The 18,015-nt window shown below is 33.7% G+C and carries 16 protein-coding genes; 12 read left to right on the top strand and 4 right to left on the bottom strand.

What is annotated here, in order from left to right:
- The first annotated feature begins 80 nt into the window (after positions 1 to 80).
- Positions 81 to 4,061, top strand: coding sequence for a PKD domain-containing protein (locus tag H6589_02545; protein ID MCB9173462.1), 3,981 nt, complete (start codon positions 81 to 83; stop codon positions 4,059 to 4,061).
- Between the two features lie 57 nt (positions 4,062 to 4,118).
- Entirely contained in the window at positions 4,119 to 4,532 is a 414-nt protein-coding gene (locus H6589_02550) for a nuclear transport factor 2 family protein (GenBank protein MCB9173463.1), read from the top strand.
- Here H6589_02550 and H6589_02555 read toward each other — a convergent pair.
- On the bottom strand, positions 4,529 to 4,918 hold the full coding sequence (locus H6589_02555; GenBank protein MCB9173464.1) for a DUF423 domain-containing protein: 390 nt from the start codon (positions 4,916 to 4,918) through the stop codon (positions 4,529 to 4,531). The two genes, H6589_02550 and H6589_02555, sit on opposite strands and share 4 nt — an antisense overlap.
- Positions 4,919 to 5,019: 101 nt before the next feature.
- On the opposite strand from H6589_02555, the gene H6589_02560 reads away from it, so the two are divergent.
- The 3 genes from H6589_02560 (at position 5,020) to H6589_02570 (ending at position 8,317) form a co-directional block, all read left to right on the top strand.
- Positions 5,020 to 6,366: a saccharopine dehydrogenase NADP-binding domain-containing protein gene (locus tag H6589_02560; GenBank protein ID MCB9173465.1), complete on the top strand. Its 1,347-nt coding sequence runs from the start codon at positions 5,020 to 5,022 to the stop codon at positions 6,364 to 6,366.
- 70 nt (positions 6,367 to 6,436) lie between these two features.
- Positions 6,437 to 7,117: a futalosine hydrolase gene (gene mqnB / locus H6589_02565; GenBank protein MCB9173466.1), complete on the top strand. Its 681-nt coding sequence runs from the start codon at positions 6,437 to 6,439 to the stop codon at positions 7,115 to 7,117.
- Between the two features lie 45 nt (positions 7,118 to 7,162).
- On the top strand, positions 7,163 to 8,317 hold the full coding sequence (locus H6589_02570) for a hypothetical protein (GenBank protein ID MCB9173467.1): 1,155 nt from the start codon (positions 7,163 to 7,165) through the stop codon (positions 8,315 to 8,317).
- A gap of 220 nt (positions 8,318 to 8,537) precedes the next feature.
- Here the strand turns inward: H6589_02570 and H6589_02575 are convergent, their stop codons facing one another.
- Both H6589_02575 and mutL read right to left on the bottom strand, forming a co-directional pair.
- Positions 8,538 to 9,275, bottom strand: a complete 738-nt coding sequence (locus H6589_02575; GenBank protein MCB9173468.1) for a rhomboid family intramembrane serine protease — start codon at positions 9,273 to 9,275, stop codon at positions 8,538 to 8,540.
- On the bottom strand, positions 9,275 to 11,128 hold the full coding sequence (mutL, locus tag H6589_02580; protein MCB9173469.1) for a DNA mismatch repair endonuclease MutL: 1,854 nt from the start codon (positions 11,126 to 11,128) through the stop codon (positions 9,275 to 9,277). Before mutL ends, H6589_02575 begins: the two co-directional genes overlap by 1 nt.
- A 240-nt stretch (positions 11,129 to 11,368) precedes the next feature.
- Between mutL and H6589_02585 the strand changes: the two genes are divergently transcribed.
- From H6589_02585 to H6589_02600, 4 genes are read left to right on the top strand one after another with little or no spacing between them, the layout of a single operon-like run.
- Complete coding sequence (locus H6589_02585; GenBank protein ID MCB9173470.1) at positions 11,369 to 12,292, top strand: RluA family pseudouridine synthase; 924 nt, start codon at positions 11,369 to 11,371, stop codon at positions 12,290 to 12,292.
- Positions 12,282 to 12,722 (top strand): PH domain-containing protein, encoded by a 441-nt coding sequence (locus H6589_02590; protein ID MCB9173471.1) that lies wholly within the window; start codon positions 12,282 to 12,284, stop codon positions 12,720 to 12,722. Before H6589_02585 ends, H6589_02590 begins: the two co-directional genes overlap by 11 nt.
- Positions 12,722 to 13,450: a 23S rRNA pseudouridine(2604) synthase RluF gene (gene rluF / locus H6589_02595; GenBank protein ID MCB9173472.1), complete on the top strand. Its 729-nt coding sequence runs from the start codon at positions 12,722 to 12,724 to the stop codon at positions 13,448 to 13,450. Before H6589_02590 ends, rluF begins: the two co-directional genes overlap by 1 nt.
- Before the next feature lie 18 nt (positions 13,451 to 13,468).
- Positions 13,469 to 13,759: a hypothetical protein gene (locus H6589_02600; protein ID MCB9173473.1), complete on the top strand. Its 291-nt coding sequence runs from the start codon at positions 13,469 to 13,471 to the stop codon at positions 13,757 to 13,759.
- A 36-nt stretch (positions 13,760 to 13,795) separates the two neighbouring features.
- On the opposite strand, the gene H6589_02605 is transcribed toward H6589_02600, so the two are convergent.
- The gene (locus H6589_02605; GenBank protein MCB9173474.1) at positions 13,796 to 14,449 is read right to left on the bottom strand and encodes a protein-L-isoaspartate(D-aspartate) O-methyltransferase; all 654 of its coding nucleotides are present in this window, start codon (positions 14,447 to 14,449) and stop codon (positions 13,796 to 13,798) included.
- 150 nt (positions 14,450 to 14,599) lie between these two features.
- Between H6589_02605 and H6589_02610 the strand changes: the two genes are divergently transcribed.
- Genes H6589_02610 through H6589_02620 form a run of 3 tightly spaced genes read left to right on the top strand, consistent with a single transcriptional unit; the run spans position 14,600 to position 17,899 of the window.
- Positions 14,600 to 15,589, top strand: coding sequence for a Gfo/Idh/MocA family oxidoreductase (locus tag H6589_02610; GenBank protein ID MCB9173475.1), 990 nt, complete (start codon positions 14,600 to 14,602; stop codon positions 15,587 to 15,589).
- Positions 15,590 to 15,644: 55 nt separating this feature from the next.
- Positions 15,645 to 16,481, top strand: coding sequence for a hypothetical protein (locus tag H6589_02615; GenBank protein ID MCB9173476.1), 837 nt, complete (start codon positions 15,645 to 15,647; stop codon positions 16,479 to 16,481).
- Positions 16,481 to 17,899 (top strand): sugar transferase, encoded by a 1,419-nt coding sequence (locus H6589_02620; protein ID MCB9173477.1) that lies wholly within the window; start codon positions 16,481 to 16,483, stop codon positions 17,897 to 17,899. Before H6589_02615 ends, H6589_02620 begins: the two co-directional genes overlap by 1 nt.
- Positions 17,900 to 18,015 lie beyond the last annotated feature (116 nt).

An 18,015-nucleotide genomic window follows, 5' to 3' on the forward strand; every position in this document is an offset into this window, starting at 1 on the left:
TTTATTGATTCGTCTAAATTTATCAATTAAATCAACAAATATTTATTATTTTTCTTTTCGAATCATTAAAACACACTATCATGAAAAAAATTGCCGCTTTCTTTCTATCGTTAATGTTGCTTCTTACAATTTCTTATGGTCAAACATTATCTAAACAAAATGTTGTTGCCTATAACAATCAAGAAGAATGTAAATCAGGTATTCTTTTGCAAGAATTGATGGCTAACGACCCAAGTTATGCTCAAAAAATAGCTAATTACAACAAACTTGTTCAACAAGGAAATCCTTTAAATAAAGGAACAGTTTACAATATCCCAGTTGTTGTACATGTAATACATTTAGGAGAGCCAGAAGGTACGGGTACAAATATTTCTGACGCACAAATTCACAGTGCAATAAATAATTTAAATCAGGCATTTAGAAACCAAGCACCTTACACTGGGGTAGATATGGAAATTAATTTTTGTTTAGCCTCAGTAGATCCTTCAGGGAATCCAACATCAGGTATTAATAGAGTGAATGGTTCAGGAACAAGTGATTATGCTACTCAAGGTATTACAAATGATGGTGGTAGTTCAATGAATGAAATAGCAGTTAAAGCATTGAGTAATTGGGGAAATACTAATTATTATCAATTTTGGATAGTTGCAGGTATAGATGGAAATATGGGAGGTGGAGGAACTCAAGGTTATGCTTATTTTATTCAAGATGCATCAAAAGATGGAGCGGTTATTTTGTACAATTCTTTTGGATATGATCCTACAGGTACCTTGTGTTATAATTTAAAATCATATACCAATCAAAATGTTACTACAACCCACGAGGTTGGGCATGCATTTGGTTTATACCATACTTTTGAGGGTGATGGATCTGGTAGTACTTGTCCAACTAATAACAACTGTAGTACTGATGGAGATAAAGTTTGTGATACGCCTCCACATAAAAGGAGCGCAAGTGATTGTGTTGTCGCAACCAATACTTGTACTGGCGGTTCTTCTTCAGACCATATTCATAATTTTATGGATTATTCAAGTGATGATTGTCAAACTGAATTTACTGCAAACCAAGTAACTAGAGCAAGAGCATGGCTGTTATCGTCAAGAGCAAGTTTAACAACTTCTACAAAGTGTAACCCAGTTGCAGTTCCAGTGAGTAATTTTGAGGCAGTTTGCGGTTCACAAAGTGGTTGTGCAGGATCTTCAATTAATTTCTTTGATTTATCAGAAGGTAATCCAACTTCATGGAGTTGGTCATTTCCTGGAGGTAGTCCAACAACATCTACTGACCAATATCCAACAGTTAATTATGCAACTCCAGGTACTTATGCAGTTACTCTTACTGCTACTAATGCTTTTGGAACGGGTAATGCTGAAACAAAATCAGGGTTTATTACGATATATAGCTCTCCGACTGCAACTTGTCAAAATGTAAGTTCGAATCCATCTGGTAATTATGGTTATGCTATTTCAAATGTAACTTTTAATGAAATAAATAATACAACAAGTACAATTAGGAATGGTGAATACCAAGATTTTTCTTGTTCTAATACAACAGTTGTTGAAGCTAATCAGACGTACAATTTGTCAGTAACAGCATATGCTGGTAATTCTGGACAAGGTTTTCAATACAGAGTTTATATAGATTATAACAATGATGGTGCGTATAGTAATGCTACAGAATTAATTACGACACAAACAGTACCAGTAAATTCTAATGCTACACATAATCAGAATGTAACGATTCCAGGTACAGCAGTAACAGGTGCTTTGCTAAGATTAAGAGTTGTTGGTGATTATCAAACTGTTGCTTCAGGTTGTGAATCTCCATTAATAGTTGGTGATGTTGAAGATTATGGAGTTTATATAAATCCTGCAGGTTCAGCTCCAGTAGCAGATTTTAGCGGAACTCCAACTACATTATGTGCAGGATCTTCAGTAAGTTTTAGTGACTTAAGTACCAACACACCTACAAGTTGGAGTTGGACGTTTACAGGAGGAACACCATCATCATCTACATCTCAAAATCCTACAATTACCTATAACACTGCAGGTGTGTATCAAGTTGTATTAACAGCTACCAATGCCTCAGGTAGTGATGGAGAGACCAAAGTAGGTTACATTACGGTAAATGCGGCTCCTTCTATTTCATCACAACCATCGAATAGTGTAATTACAGAAGGTAACAATACTAGTTTTAGTGTTATAGCATCTAATGCAACAGGTTATCAATGGCAAGTAAATACAGGTAGCGGATTTGGTAATATTAGCAATGGTGGTGTTTATAGTAATGCAACAACTGCTACTTTAAATATTACTGGTGCAACCCTTGCTATGAATGGCTATACGTATCGTTGTATAGCTTCTGGTAATTGTACTCCAACTGCCACATCAAATTCTGCAACGCTAACTGTAAATCCTGCAGGTTCAGCTCCGGTAGCAAATTTCTCAACCAATGCTACAACTATTTGTGCAGGAGAGTCGATTAATTTTACGGATTTAAGTTCAAATACTCCAACTGCTTGGTTGTGGGATTTTGGTGATGGAGGAATGTCGACAAGTAAAAACACTACATATACGTATAATGTAGCAGGAACTTACACAGTTACATTAACAGCTTCTAATGCTTTTGGTAGTGATGACACGATAAGAACCAATTTAATTATAGTTAATGCGTTACCAACCATAAATACTTCAAGTACAAATGAAACTTGTGCTAAGAATGACGGTACAGCAACTGCTAGTGGAGGAGGCACCTATTCTTGGAATACACTACCTATTCAAAATAATGCTGTTGCTACAGGATTAGCAGAGGGAACTTATACTGTAACTGTTACAACAAATGGATGTTCAGCTCAGCAGAATGTAACAGTGAATTCGGATAATTGTGTCCCTAATACAGAAGTTAAAGCTGAATTTTGTGGGATTACAGTTAGTAATTTAACTGATGTAATTAAAGCTTATTTTGTAAGTACAGCAAATGAATATCAGTTTAGAGCAACAGAACAAGGTGTTGGCACAGTATTAACATTTAACTATGGTAGAAACAATATTTCAATGGCGTGGTTTCCAGGGATAAAATATAACACAACTTATTCTATAGATGTTAGAGTGAGAGTAGGTGCTAATTGGGGTTTGTTTAGTAACGCATGTAATATTACAACTCCAGCTATACCATCACCTAATGTTACTTCAAATGTATGTAATACAACTCTAGTTAATTTAACGGATTTAATCTATGTTAAACCGATTAATAAAGCAACAAATTATGAGTATAAGTTAACTGAAAAAGGAACATCAAATGTATATTTTTGGAACAACACTATATGGAGAGTTGCTCTAAGTTGGTTTGGAAGTGCTATAAAATATAATACGGTTTATGAATTGGAATCAAGAGCATATGTAAATGGAGCTTGGAGTAATTTTAGTCCAATCTGTGAAGTAACTACTCCAGCAATTCCTATTATGAGTGTGACATCTAGTCAATGTGGTGCAGTAGTTAATTCTCTGTCAGAATTAATCTACTTTACAAGCGTACAACAATCTTCAAACTATGAATATAAATTAACAGAACAAGGAACTGCGAACGTATATTATTGGAATAATACTATATATAGAGTGGCACTTGGTTGGTTTGGAAGCGTAATTCAACCTAGTACAGTTTATGAGTTACAAGCTAGAGCTTATGTGAATGGAGATTGGGGGTCATATAGTTCAATTTGTGAAGTAACAACTCCATCTTTCTCAAGATTATTTGAGTTATCTTCTTCTAGACTATCAAATCAAGATGAAGGAGAGGTAATTAATAACCCAACAACATTAAGCATTTATCCAAATCCGAATAGTGGAGAGCAATTGAATGTGAATTTAGAATACTTATATCCAAATTCAACACTTACAATAACCGATATTTATGGAAAAGTAATTTTAACAAAACAGTTAAATACCGACCAATCAGAATACAAGGTAAATGTGAAGTTTGAAAATAAACTATCAGCAGGTTTTTACTTGGTAAGTATTTCTTCGGAAGGAAATACCATCACTGAAAAATTAATTGTAAGATAATAGAAAATAAGTTAATTCAAGCCCTCGCAATTGCGAGGGCTTTTTTACTTTTATACCATGAAGTATTTTTTAATCATAATTATTTTTATCACATCTTGCAGCAATATGAAAAATGATGAAAAAGAAATTTTAGCTGTTATGGATATGCAAGAAAAGGCATGGAATAAAGGAAACATTGATGAATTTATGCAGGGTTATTGGAATTCAGATTCATTAATGTTTATAGGGAAGAATGGAATCAAGTATGGTTGGAAAACAACTTTAGAGAATTATAAAACTTCTTATCCTGATAAAGCAGCAATGGGTAAGCTAACGTTTAAAGTAGTAAAACTTGACGTAAATAACGATTCAGCTTATATGTTGGGAGAATGGAGTTTACAACGAGAATTAGATAATCCAGGAGGGTATTTTACCTTGTATTGGAAAAAAATTGAAGGTAAATGGGTCATCACTATTGACCACACTAGTTAATTTTTTTTGAACCCTTCTAGTATTAATAAAAACCATCCAATTACCAATAATATACCTCCTATTGGAGTAATTGGTCCAGCAAATTTTAGGAATTCTATAGCCAATATATTTTTTAAGGTTAATAAATAGATAGAGCCTGAAAATAAAATAACCCCAAAAAACATTAGGTTTATTGTAGAAGAGATGTATTTAGAAGGTTCTTTTTTAATGTAAAAAGCTAAAGCTACCAATAGTATAGCATGATACATTTGATATTTAACACCTATTTCAAAACTGGCAAGTTGGTCAGGTGTTAACATGTTTTTTAGAGCGTGAGCACCAAGTGCTCCCAAAATTACAGCAACACATCCAAGAGATGCTCCTTTTATTAAAATGGATCTGTTCATAGTTAATAACAATTAGTTTGTTAGTAAAATTCAGCATAATTGCTTTAAAAAAGGACTATAATTAACGAATTTCGAACTTGATTGAAATAATCTAAATTACTATGAAAAAAATCCTTGTTATCGGTGCTGGAAGATCTACTTCTTCATTAATTCAATATTTACTTTTTAATGCTGAACAGGAGAATTGGTTTGTTACTATTGCCGACCAGTCAAAGGAATTGGCTGCAAGAGCAGCTAATAACCATGAAAAAGCAAAGGCGATAGCATTTGATGTAAACAACGATGAGGAGCGAAATAGATTAGTTGATGAAGCTGATTTAGTAATTTCAATGTTGCCTGCACACATGCACATTTCAGTAGCTAAAGATTGTGTTAAATATAAAAAGCACATGGTTACTGCTTCTTACGTAAGTAAAGAAATGAAAGCGTTGGATTCTGAAGCAAAAAATGCCAATATTATTATAATGAATGAGATTGGTGTTGACCCAGGTATCGACCACTTGTCAGCAATGCGTGTGATTGATAATATAAGAAACGAGGGAGGTAGATTAGAAGCATTTGAAACATTTACTGGTGGTTTAATTGCTCCTGAAAGCGATAACAATCCTTGGAATTATAAATTCACATGGAATCCTCGAAATGTGGTGTTGGCTGGACAAGGAACTGTTAAGTTTATCCAAAATGGAAAATACAAGTTTATTCCTTACCATAAATTGTTTAGAAGGACTGAAATTATTGAAATTGAAGGGCACGGTAAGTTTGAAGGTTATGCTAACAGAGATTCATTACAATATAGAGAAGTGTATGGTTTAAAAGATATTCCAACCATGTATAGAGGAACATTACGTAAACCTGGTTTTTGTCGTGCATGGGATGCTTTTGTACAGTTAGGAGCAACCGACGATAGCTACATCATGGAAGGAACAGAAGAAATGACTCATAGAGATTTTATCAACTCGTTTTTAGCCTATAATGTTACCGATTCGGTGGAGTTAAAATTTAAACACTACTTAAACATTCGTCAGGATGATGTTGATTTGTTTGAGAAATTTGTGTGGTTGGGTATTTTTGATGACACGAGAATTGGTTTGAAAGATTTAACTCCGGCTCAAATTTTACAACATATTTTAGAGAAAAAATTATCATTAGAGCCTAATGATAAGGATATGATTGTGATGTGGCATCGTTTCTTATATGAAAAAGATGGAGCATACAAAGAAATTCATTCGTCGATGGTGGTTAAAGGAGACGACCAAATTTATACCGCTATGGCTAAAACAGTTGGTTTGCCTGTTGCTATTGCTACTAAAATGATTTTAAATGGAACCATAACTACGCCTGGTGTTCATATTCCAATCGAAAAGGAAATTTATGAACCAATTTTAGATGAGTTGGAAAATTATGGCGTTCATTTTAGTGAGAAAGAGGTAAAACCTAGTTTTTATTAAATAAATTGCGGTGAGTGTTGAGTATGAGGAGTAAACTCATCACCACAACCCATCACTCAAATCTAATGTCATGAAAATTCTATTGGTATCAGCAACTTATCTCGAAATAGAGCCTTTATTGACTCATTTTAAATTTATTGAACAGCCCAATCAAAAATTGAGAAAGTACACCTATAAAAATGCTCAGATTGATGTATTGATTCCTGGTGTTGGAATGACTTGTACAGCTTATTGGATGGGCAAATCATTAAACAATACCTTGTACGATTACGCCATAAATTTAGGCTTGGCAGGAACTTTTGATGAAACCATTCAACTTGGAGAGGTGGTGAATGTAACAACTGATAGAATAGCAGAATTGGGAGCTGAAGATGGGGAAAAATTCTTATCGCTAATTGATATGGACTTGATTGAAGATGAAGATTTTTCGTTGTTAAATGGAGCTATGGTGAATTCCATTGCTATAGATACAAAAGCCATTCAATTATCAAAAAAAGTGTCGGCTATTACCGTAAATACTACTCATGGAGAAGAGGGTTCTATCGAAAAAATAAAAGAATTGTTCAATCCGCAAATTGAAAGTATGGAAGGCGCAGCTTTTTTTTACGCTACGTTGTTGGAGGGTATTCCTTGTTTGCAATTAAGAGCCATTTCCAACAGGGTGGAAAAAAGAAACAAAGCCAATTGGGACATTAAATTGGCAGTAAAAAACCTTACAGAAACGAGCTTAAAACTGCTCAATGAACTTTAAAGTTCATCATAAATAATTTGATTAAGTTTGTATCAAACAAACAAAATGAAATTTTACCCAATTATACTTGTTGCATTTATTTTGCTGATTTTCAGTAAACAAACTTATGCACAAGGGTGTAGCGATGCAGGTGTTTGTTCGGTAGGTTCGTTGGGTTTAGCTCAATTTAAGTACGAGAAATTACCGTTTGACAAAGTTAAATTAGAAGAAATAGTGGAAGAAGATGTTGAGGAATACACATCAGATTTTAAAGCAAAAAAAACAGCAAAAGATTCACTAGTTGTTAATACTCAAACAGAGCAAAAAGATACCATTGTACGAAATAAATTAGCACCTGAAACAACGGCTTTTAATCATCCAGATTCATTAATTAGCAAAAATATTTTAATTTCTCAATCCATGTTTCAATCGCCTAAATATGTAATCATGTATTCCGAGTCGTATGGTTTGGGCGACCAGTCAACAGCTATTGTAACAAGCCAACTTGAAGCAACGGTTACGGTATTACCGAAAAAATTATACGCACAAGTAAAGCTGCCTTATGTTTTTGCAAGTGGTAATTTGGGTAGTACTAATGGAGTAGGAGATTTAACCTTGAGTTTAAGCTACGTTGCATTTAATAAAAAGAAAACCAATTTGAGTTTTGTGGGTGGTGTAAAAATACCAACGGGTAATTCCGATTTATCTGACAACAAAAAGCCGTTACCTATGGTTTATCAACCCAGTTTAGGAACTACCGATGCTTTGTTTGGTTTTAATTACCGTTACAGCAAATGGGATTTTACCGTAGGTTACCAACACTCATTCAATGCCAACAAAAATGGCTATTTACACACCTTGGTTGCTGAAGACAAAACGTATAATGGTTATTTTGAGTCGAAAAACATAAAGCGTGCTGATGATGGGGTATTTAGAATTAATCGCAGTTTTGCCATTAAAAAAGTAACTGCAAGTACAGGTTTATTGTTTATTTACCATTTGGCTAACGATAAATACGATGATGCTTTTGGTAATAGAGTTACATCAAAAGGTTCTCAAGGATTAACCCTTAACTTAAACTTTTCGAGTATAGTACCTCTTTCTAAAAAAACAGATTTGGTATTGATTTTTGCTGCACCAGTAAAAACTCGAGATGCCCGACCTGATGGCTTAACCCGTGAGTTTGTTGTTTCTGCTGGGTTGAGGTTTAATGTTTTTTAGAAATTACTTAATACCACAGTATATTATATATTACTACAAATAATAATATTGCAATTATTCCAGAAACTATCCATATTCTACTCATGGGTATATGAGTTAAAAAAGATGGCTTTATATATCGTAATAACTTAATTGCTAATAAGGTAAATAAAAACCATAGAACAAAAATAAAAACAAATAAAACTAGAAATGAAATTAAAACAAAACCATCCATTTCTTATCAATAAAAATGATTAGAGTTTTTCTGCCAGTATTTTATCAAGAAAAAACCAAACAACATACCGCCTAAATGGGCAAAATGAGCTACATTATCACCAGCTCGGTCAGCCATTCCAGAGTACAATTCAATAGCACCGTAACCAATTACAAACCATTTGGCTTTAATTGGAATAGGAGGAAACAACAACATCAATTCGGTATTCGGGAACAACATACCAAAAGCCAATAAAACACCAAAAACACTACCCGAAGCTCCAACTGTGGTCACATTCATTAAAAGGTTAAACTTACCAGGAATAGGGTCGGTAAAGTTTTTTCCTTCTTGTAAAATTTGGTAACCATTTTCGGTAATGTATGCTAATTCTTCTGGCGAAAGAGCATCGTACAAAGGCATTAAACGGATGTAGGCAACCAACAATTGAATTAGCCCAGCACCAATACCCGTAATCATGTAATAAATTAAAAACCGTTTGCTTCCCCAAACACTCTCGAGTACTTTACCAAACATCCACACCGCAAACATGTTAAAGAACAAGTGTGTAATGGTAAAACTGTGCATAAACATATAAGTTACCAACTGGTGAGGGTAAAACGCCTCACTTTTCCAATAATGCAAACCAAAATAATCGGTTAAATCAATACCTTGTCCGCTTAGCATTAGCATGGCTAAATACATTAAAACATTAATGATAAGGAGGTTTTTTACAACCGGCGGAGTATCTCTAAACATGTTAAACATTAGTAATTAAATTGTTTGTTTAAATCTTCTAAATTTAAGGTGATGATAATGGGTTTTCCGTTTTGCAAACTGTAAGGCATTTCGCAAGCAAACAAGTTGTCAATAAGTTTGCTCATTTCTTCTTCCGACAAATATTGCCCTGATTTTATCGAGGCACTTTTTGCTAACGACGAAGCCAATTTTTCTTTTTTGTCTATTTTAATTTCGCTAGAACTTGATTTAAGTTGTTCCAGCAATTTTTCTAAGGTTAATTTTATCGGTAAATCTTGTAGTTCCGATGGTACTGCCGAAATTACAAACGAACTTCGTCCAACTTTATCTAACACAAAACCCAAATCTTGTATATCGTTTTTTATTTCAACCAACAATTCTGCATCTGCTGAGGTAAAATCGACCGTTTCGGGAAACAACAATTGTTGACTGATGCTTTTTTTAGATGACAAACTGCTTAAAAATTGTTCGAATAAAATACGTTCGTGAGCTCGTTGTTGGTCAATGATTAAAAAGCCCGATTTCAGTTGCGTAAAAATGTATTTTTTGTGCAATTGCACCAAGGTTTTTTTGTTGTCAGTCTCGGCTTCATCCCAGTTCGATAAAATGGTTTGGTCGGGAGTTGCTTCTTGTTTTTTGTTACTCTCAATAATGGTTGAGGTAGTTACTTCAAAATCTTGATACAGTTTATCCCAATTTTTATCCGTTTTTTGAACGGCAGGTTTTTGATGAAACTGTTGTTTAACCTCGTCCATTTTAAATGGATTGTAATTCGGATTAACTTTTATGGTTGGAGCTTTAACAGGGTCGGTCGATTTAAAAATAGGAATGTTAAAACTCGATTCCTGCTCAAAATCAAGCGTAGGCGAAATGTTGTTTTTTCCTAAACCTTGTTTTACCGCTGTTCTGATGATGGCATAAATTGAACGTTCATCTTCAAACTTAATTTCGGTTTTGGTAGGATGAATGTTGATGTCAATTTTAGTAGGGTCAATCTCCAATTTTAAAAAATAAGAAGGAAATTGGTCTTTGCTCAACAACTGGTCGAATGCACTTTGTACAGCATGGTTTAAGTAAGCATTTTTGATAAAACGATTGTTTACAAAAAAGAACTGTTCTCCTCGAGTTTTCTTGGCAAATTCTGGTTTGCTTACAAAACCTTCAATGCTAACAATATCAGTTGATTCGCTTACAGGAACCAATTTTTGGTTGTATTTATCCCCAAACACACTCACAATTCGCTGACGAAATGTGCCTTTGTTTAAGTTAAACACCTCGTTACCGTTGTTGTACATCGAAAAAGCTATTTCGGGGTGTACCAATGCCACACGCTGAAACTCATCAATAATGTGTTTGATTTCGATAGGGTTCGATTTCAAAAAATTACGACGAGCAGGAACATTGTAAAACAAATTTTTGATAGAAAACGAAGTCCCTTTTGCACACGAACAATGTTCTTGCTCTTTTACCTCACTGCCTTCAATTAAAATAAATGTACCCAGTTCTTTGCCGCTTTGTTTGGTTTTAAGCTCTACTTGTGCAATAGCTGCAATCGAAGCCAAAGCTTCACCTCTAAAACCTTTAGTACGTAAATTAAATAAATCGTCAGCGTTTTTAATTTTTGAGGTAGCATGTCGTTCAAAACTCAAACGAGCGTCGGTTTCCGACATGCCCATTCCATCATCAATAACTTGTATCAATGTTTTACCAGCATCTTTTATTACCAACGAAATACTAGTAGCACCAGCATCAATAGCATTTTCGAGCAATTCTTTAACCGCACTTGCTGGTCGCTGAATAACCTCTCCTGCCGCTATTTGGTTGGCTACTGAATCGGGTAATAAATGGATAATATCTGACACTTAAAATAGTTTATAAAGTTAAAAAGTAATAAGTTGAAAGTTGTGGTTTCATACGCTTAAAACTACTGTCATTCTGAACAAAATTTGTTTTTAAATCAGTATTGATTTAAAATAACAAATGAAGTGAAGAATCTTTTAAATGGATAGTACTATTATCAATTTAATCGAGCAATACAAAAGTACAATTTTTTAAATTTTTACAGAACCTATTTTAACTAACTTTGTGTTTTAATAAAACAAATGGCCAAAAGAGTTTACAAAAAAAAAGGTGATACCAAACGCGAATCGGTTTTAACAGTTACAGAGCCTACAAAGTTGCTCGAATTTTTAATTTTAAAAATTAAAGACAAGAGCAGAACCAAGATTAAAGCCCTGTTGGCGCATAAGCAAATTAAGGTGGGTAACGATCTTACTACTCAATTTGATCATGATTTGGCTGTAGGTGATAAGGTTACCATTAGCTGGGATGGACCATTTAAAAAAGTAATTTATCAAGGTTTAAAGATTGTTTTTGAAGACGAAAGCATTATTGTTATTAACAAACGTGCAGGATTGTTGTCGGTTGGAACAGCAAAAGAACGCAAAACTACTGCATACCGAATTGTTCAAGACCATATTCAACAACAAGACCCATCAGCACACTTGTTTGTAGTACACCGTTTAGATAGAGATGCTTCTGGCTTGATGGTTTTTGCAAAAACACGCGCGGCTTATCAGGAGTTAATTGATACTTGGGCAGCAACCGCAACAAAACGAAAATATTTAGTGGTAACTCAAGGCACCATGCAAAAAGATGAAGATACCATTTCGTCGTATTTAAAAGAAAGTAAAGCCTTAATAGTGTATTCAGGCAACAACCCTAAAGATGCTCGTAAAGGAGTGAGTCATTACAGTGTGGTAAAGAAAAACGAGTATTACACCTTGTTGGAAGCTTGGCAAGAAACAGAACACAAACACCAGTTACGTGCGCAGTTTAACGCATTAAAACATCCTATTATTGGGGATAAAAAATATGGTGCAACCGAAAATCCTTTGGGTAGAATGGCTTTTCATGCTAAAGTGTTGACGTTTAACCACCCCGTAACGCACAAAGAAGTTACTTTCGAAACTAAAGTTCCAGACGACTTTTTAATGATTTTCAGACATAAATATTATGAGCGCTAGTTTTTCGAAGAAGTACAAAGCAAGTAAAAAAGGTTTTTACAAGTACATCATGTGGTTCATGACCTTGCTACCTTTTATATTGTTTTTTGTTGATAGTAAAGAATTTTTGGCAAAACCAGCAGGAATAGTTGTTTTGTTTGCAGCCATTGGTTTGCTGTATTGGTTGTATTTCGATACGTATTATAAAATTGAAAACAATTTACTGTTTTACAAAACAGCTTTTATAAAAGGCGATATTGATATTTTAAAAATTAAAGAAATTGAGGCAGGAAAGACTTTGTTTGTAGGATATAAACCAGCCATTGGGACAAAAGGAATGATTATAAGGTCAGGTAAATTTAATAACGAAATTTATATTGCTCCAATCAACAACCAAGAAATGATAGACGATTTGCTTAAAATCAACCCCGAAATTATTATAAAAAACTAATGTCGACCCGATTAAATAAATACATCAGTTCTACTGGTTTTTGTTCGCGAAGAGAAGCCGATAAATTGATAGAGCAAAAAAAAGTAACTATTAATGGGCAAATTGCGGTAATGGGAGCGCAAGTTCAAGTTGGTGATAAGGTTGTGGTTAACGGTAAATTGATTAGCCCGCCCGACAATAAATTTGTGTACATTATGCTAAACAAACCTGTTGGTATAACGTGTACCACCGAATTGCAAATACAAGGTAACATTATTGATTTTGTAAACCATCCAGAGCGTATTTTCCCAATAGGAAGATTAGATAAACCCTCGCAAGGATTAATTTTATTGACCAACGATGGTGATATTGTAAACAAAATTTTACGAGCCAGAAACAATCACGAAAAAGAGTATGTGGTAACTACCCGACAACCCATTACCGGAGAATTTATTCGAAAAATGGGGGAGGGAGTACCTATTTTAGATACCGTTACCAAAAAATGTAAAGTGGAGCAGTTGAACCGATTTACCTTTAAAATTATTTTAACACAAGGTCTAAACCGACAAATACGCAGAATGTGCGAGCATTTTGAGTTTGATGTAGTAAAATTAGAACGTACCCGAATAATGAATTTAACCCTTAAACATTTACCCATTGGGCAATGGCGCGACTTAACCAAACAAGAATTAAGCGAGTTAAATGCCATGATTGACAATTCCATTAAAACAGAAGAGGCTTCGAGGTAATATAATTATAATATGAAAATGTTTCTCCTTACATATAATGTAAAACCAAATACTACAAATGTAGAATATATTGAAACTTGTGGAGCTTTTGTGAATTGTTTTATCGAAGCTGATAGTTTTGATGAAGCCAATTTAATAGCTAGAGGTGGAATCGAAATGAATGATTGGAGAATAATAGAATTGGAAGAATTTAAAACTATTACTTATGATGATTTTCTGGATGATAGTGATAAAAGAGAATATTATGAGCAAGCATTGATTGACAAAGAAGTATTTGTTTTTCATACTTATCCAAATGAAGAATCATAATAAGCATTATTCACTACCCATCACTCAACACCCAAACTAATCTTTCCCTTTCTCCTTCAACAACGGCACAAATCGGAAAACACCTAAATCTTCAGAGGTAAAATTAGAAGCATCTTTTTTAAGTAGTTTTTTCATTATTTGGTCTTTGCCTTCACCAACAGGTATTACCATCATACCACCAACTTTAAGTTGAGTTAACAAATCTTCAGGAATAAAAGGAGCACCAGCCGTAACAATTATTTTATCGAAAGGAGCATAAGTGGGTAAACCCGCATAACCATCGCCATAAAATAACTTTGCAGAAGTATATCCAATAGCAGGTAAAAAATCTTTGGTACGGTCGAACAATGCTTTTTGGCGTTCAATAGAAAAAACCTTTACACCCATTTCTAACAAAACAGCTGTTTGGTAGCCCGAACCTGTACCAATTTCCAACACCTTGTCGGTTGGTTTTAAGTCTAACAACTGTGTTTGAAAAGCTACCGTATAAGGTTGCGAAATGGTTTGCCCTGAACCAATAGGGAAAGGCTTGTCTTCATATGCATATTTATGAAAAGCAGTATCAGGGATAAACAAATGGCGAGGAACTTTCTCTATCGCTTTTAGCACTTTTGAGTTGGTAATTCCTTTTTCAGCAACAATATCAGCCAATTGCTTTCTCAATCCTTTATGTCTGTAGGTATCTAGCACTTTTCTAAATTTTTCTACAAATAAAAGCAGATAAAAACCAATATTGAGGTGGCTCAAAAGCTTCTTATTAAAATAGCAGTGTTAATAATAATGTTTTGTGCCAAAATAACTAAAATCATTAAGCACTACATTTGTTAAAAAAATGAACAGATGTTAAAAATAGGTGTAATAGGAGCAGGTCATTTAGGTAAAATTCACATCAGGTTACTAAAAGAAATTGAGCAATTTGAATTGGTTGGTTTTTTTGATTTGGATGAGGAAAACAGAAAAAAAGTAGCACAAGAATTTGGTGTGAAAGCTTTTGCCGACATGGACGAATTAATTGATTTGGTTGATGCTGTAGATATAGTTACACCTACCTTGGCTCATTTCGATTGTGCTTCAAAAGCATTAAAACTATCGAAACACGTTTTTATTGAAAAACCGATTACCAATACGGTTGATGAGGCAAAACAATTGATTTATTTGTCGGAAGAAGCCAATGTTAAAGTGCAAGTCGGGCACGTAGAACGATTTAATCCTGCATTTACTTCGGCTTTGCCTTACATCAATAACCCCATGTTTATAGAAACACACCGGTTAGCCCAATTTAACCCTCGAGGAACTGATGTGCCTGTGGTGCTAGATTTAATGATACACGATATCGACATTGTCTTGAGTGTAGTAAAATCGAACATTAAAAAAATAAATGCAAGTGGCGTAGCTGTAGTCAGCGATACACCTGATATTGCCAATGCTCGAATTGAATTTGATAATGGTTGTGTTGCCAATTTAACAGCAAGCAGAATTTCGTTAAAAAACATGCGTAAAACCCGTATGTTCCAACGTGATGCTTACATTTCTGTCGATTTTCTAGAAAAACAAGCAGAAGTTGTCAAGCTTAAGAACGTAGAAGGTGAACCTGACCCCTTATCTGTTACCCTTGATTTAGGTAATGGAAAAGGTAAAAAACAAATTTATTTTGATAAGCCTAAAGTAACCGAAGTAAATGCAATAAAAGAAGAACTTACACAATTTGCTATTTCTATTATAGAAAATACTACGCCAATGGTCACCATTCACGATGGCTTCAATGCACTGGATGTGGCACATAAAATTGTTGAAAAATTAAAAATTTCATTGTCGTTAATAGAAGATTAATACCTTTGCACAATATTTAATTTGAATCCGCGTTTGGGAGAGATATTTTAAAACATTGCGCAACGTAAAAAATTACATTTTAGTATTAGTAATCTTATTTGGTTTCAATTCTTGCTCAAAAGATGAGCTTGAAGCGACTATTCCATCCTATATTTCTATAGATAAATTTACCATTTCAACCAATTATTCTACACAAGGAACAAGCTCGTCAAACATTACCGATGCTTGGGTTTATATTGATAATGATTTAGTTGGAATTTTTGAGTTACCAGTGAAATTTCCTGTTTTAAAAGAAGGCAATGTTAAAATAGATGTTTATCCTGGTATTAAAGAAAATGGGATAAGTGAACGGAGATCTAAATATATTTTTTACAACGTTTATTCCGAGCAAATTACGCTAAAAAAAGGAGAAACGTTAAATCTAGTTCCAATTACAACATATACTTCTGGCACCAATTTCTATTGGATGGAGGACTTTGAATCGGCAAGTTTGCCTTTCAGTTATAATGCTATTTCTGATACGGTAGTGTACAAAACCAATAGTGATGTTTTTGAAGGGTTTTACTCAGGAAAAGTCTCCATGATTCCAGGAATGGATTTTTTTGAATGTTATACACAAGCGTTTACAACAATACCACGAAACAAAACCGTATTTTTAGAGTTGAATTTTAAATGTAATCAACCTGTTTTGGTGGGGTTGTATGCCGATAGCGATCAAGTTGGAGTTTTTTATTTGAATACCACTACCACTTGGAAAAAAATTTACTTGAATTTTACGGAGCCTATCAAAACCAGATCAAATGCTAGTCAGTATAAAATATTCTTTGGATTTCAATCTAAGGTTGATTACCCCGATTTTGCATTTGACAACCTCAAAATAGTACATCTTTAATGAATAAAAAATTACATACTTTAAAGTATATTTTCATTGATGTATTAGCAGCTATAATTAGCTGGACTTTATTTTTTATTTTTAGAAAAAAATACATTGAACCAATAAAATTTGGTTATGAAATAGATGTTGTTTTTGATGACAACTTTTTTCTTGCCCTGATAATAATTCCCTTGTTTTGGCTTACTATTTATGCAGTATCAGGTACATATAAAAACATTTATCGTAAATCTAGATTAAAAGAATTTGGGCAAACATTTCTGGCCTCTTTATTAGGCTCGTTAATCTTATTTTTTGTAATTATATTAGATGATGAGATAGCCACTTACAAACAATATTATCTTTCTTATTTAACACTGTTTTCAATACATTTTTTGGTTACTGAATTGTTTCGACTTATTTTGACTACTTATACTGGTAGACGAATAAAGAGTAGAAAAATTGGATTCAATACTTTAATTATTGGTTCTAATCAAAATGCACTCGATTTATTTCACGAAATAAACAATCAGAAGTATTCTTTTGGTAATAACATTATTGGTTTTACCCATGTAAACGAAGCTAACGAAATTTCAAAGTTATCCGATTTTTTACCTCATTTAGGCAATTGTGTTGATTTGAGAAAAACCATTGAAGATAATAAAATAGAAGAAGTTATTATTGCAATAGAATCATCAGAGCATAAAAGCCTTGGTAATATAATTACCGTATTAGAGGGATTACCAGTTATTATAAAAATTATCCCAGATATGTATGATATTTTAGCTGGTTCGGTTAAAATGACTTCTATTTTTGGTACGCCGTTAATTGTAATAACCAAAGAAATAATGCCTACATGGCAACAATCGGTTAAACGGATTATCGATATTTTCACGTCACTTTTTGTTTTGATCATTTTTTCGCCGCTTTATATAATTACCGCTATTGTTGTAAAATCAACTTCTAAGGGACCTGCTTTTTTTTCACAAGAGAGGATTGGAATTCACGGTAAACCTTTTATGATTTATAAATTCCGATCGATGACTGTTGATGCTGAAAAAGATGGACCAGCTTTGTCGAGTCAAAAAGATATGAGAATAACCAATTTTGGACGATTTATGCGTAAAGTTCGATTGGATGAAATACCACAATTTTATAATGTGCTTATTGGTGATATGAGTTTGGTAGGACCAAGACCAGAGCGTCAGTTTTTTATCGACCAAATTGTTAAAGAAGCACCTCATTATTACCATTTGTTAAAAGTGCGTCCAGGAATTACATCTTGGGGACAAGTTAAATATGGTTATGCCGAAAATGTAAAACAAATGGTGGAACGATTAAAATTTGATATCATCTACATTGAGAACATGTCATTACTGGTTGACTTCAAAATTTTGATTTATACCGTAATGATTGTTTTGAAAGGTACAGGGAAATAAAAATGATTTGATAGTGAGATAATTGTATTTTTTGTCATTCAGAACAAAATTTGTTCTAAAATCGAAACGATTTTTGTAAACAAATGAAGTGAAGAATCTTATAAATAGAGTGATTA

Source organism: Flavobacteriales bacterium, assembly GCA_020635795.1.
Lineage (GTDB): Bacteria > Bacteroidota > Bacteroidia > Flavobacteriales_E > Vicingaceae > Vicingus.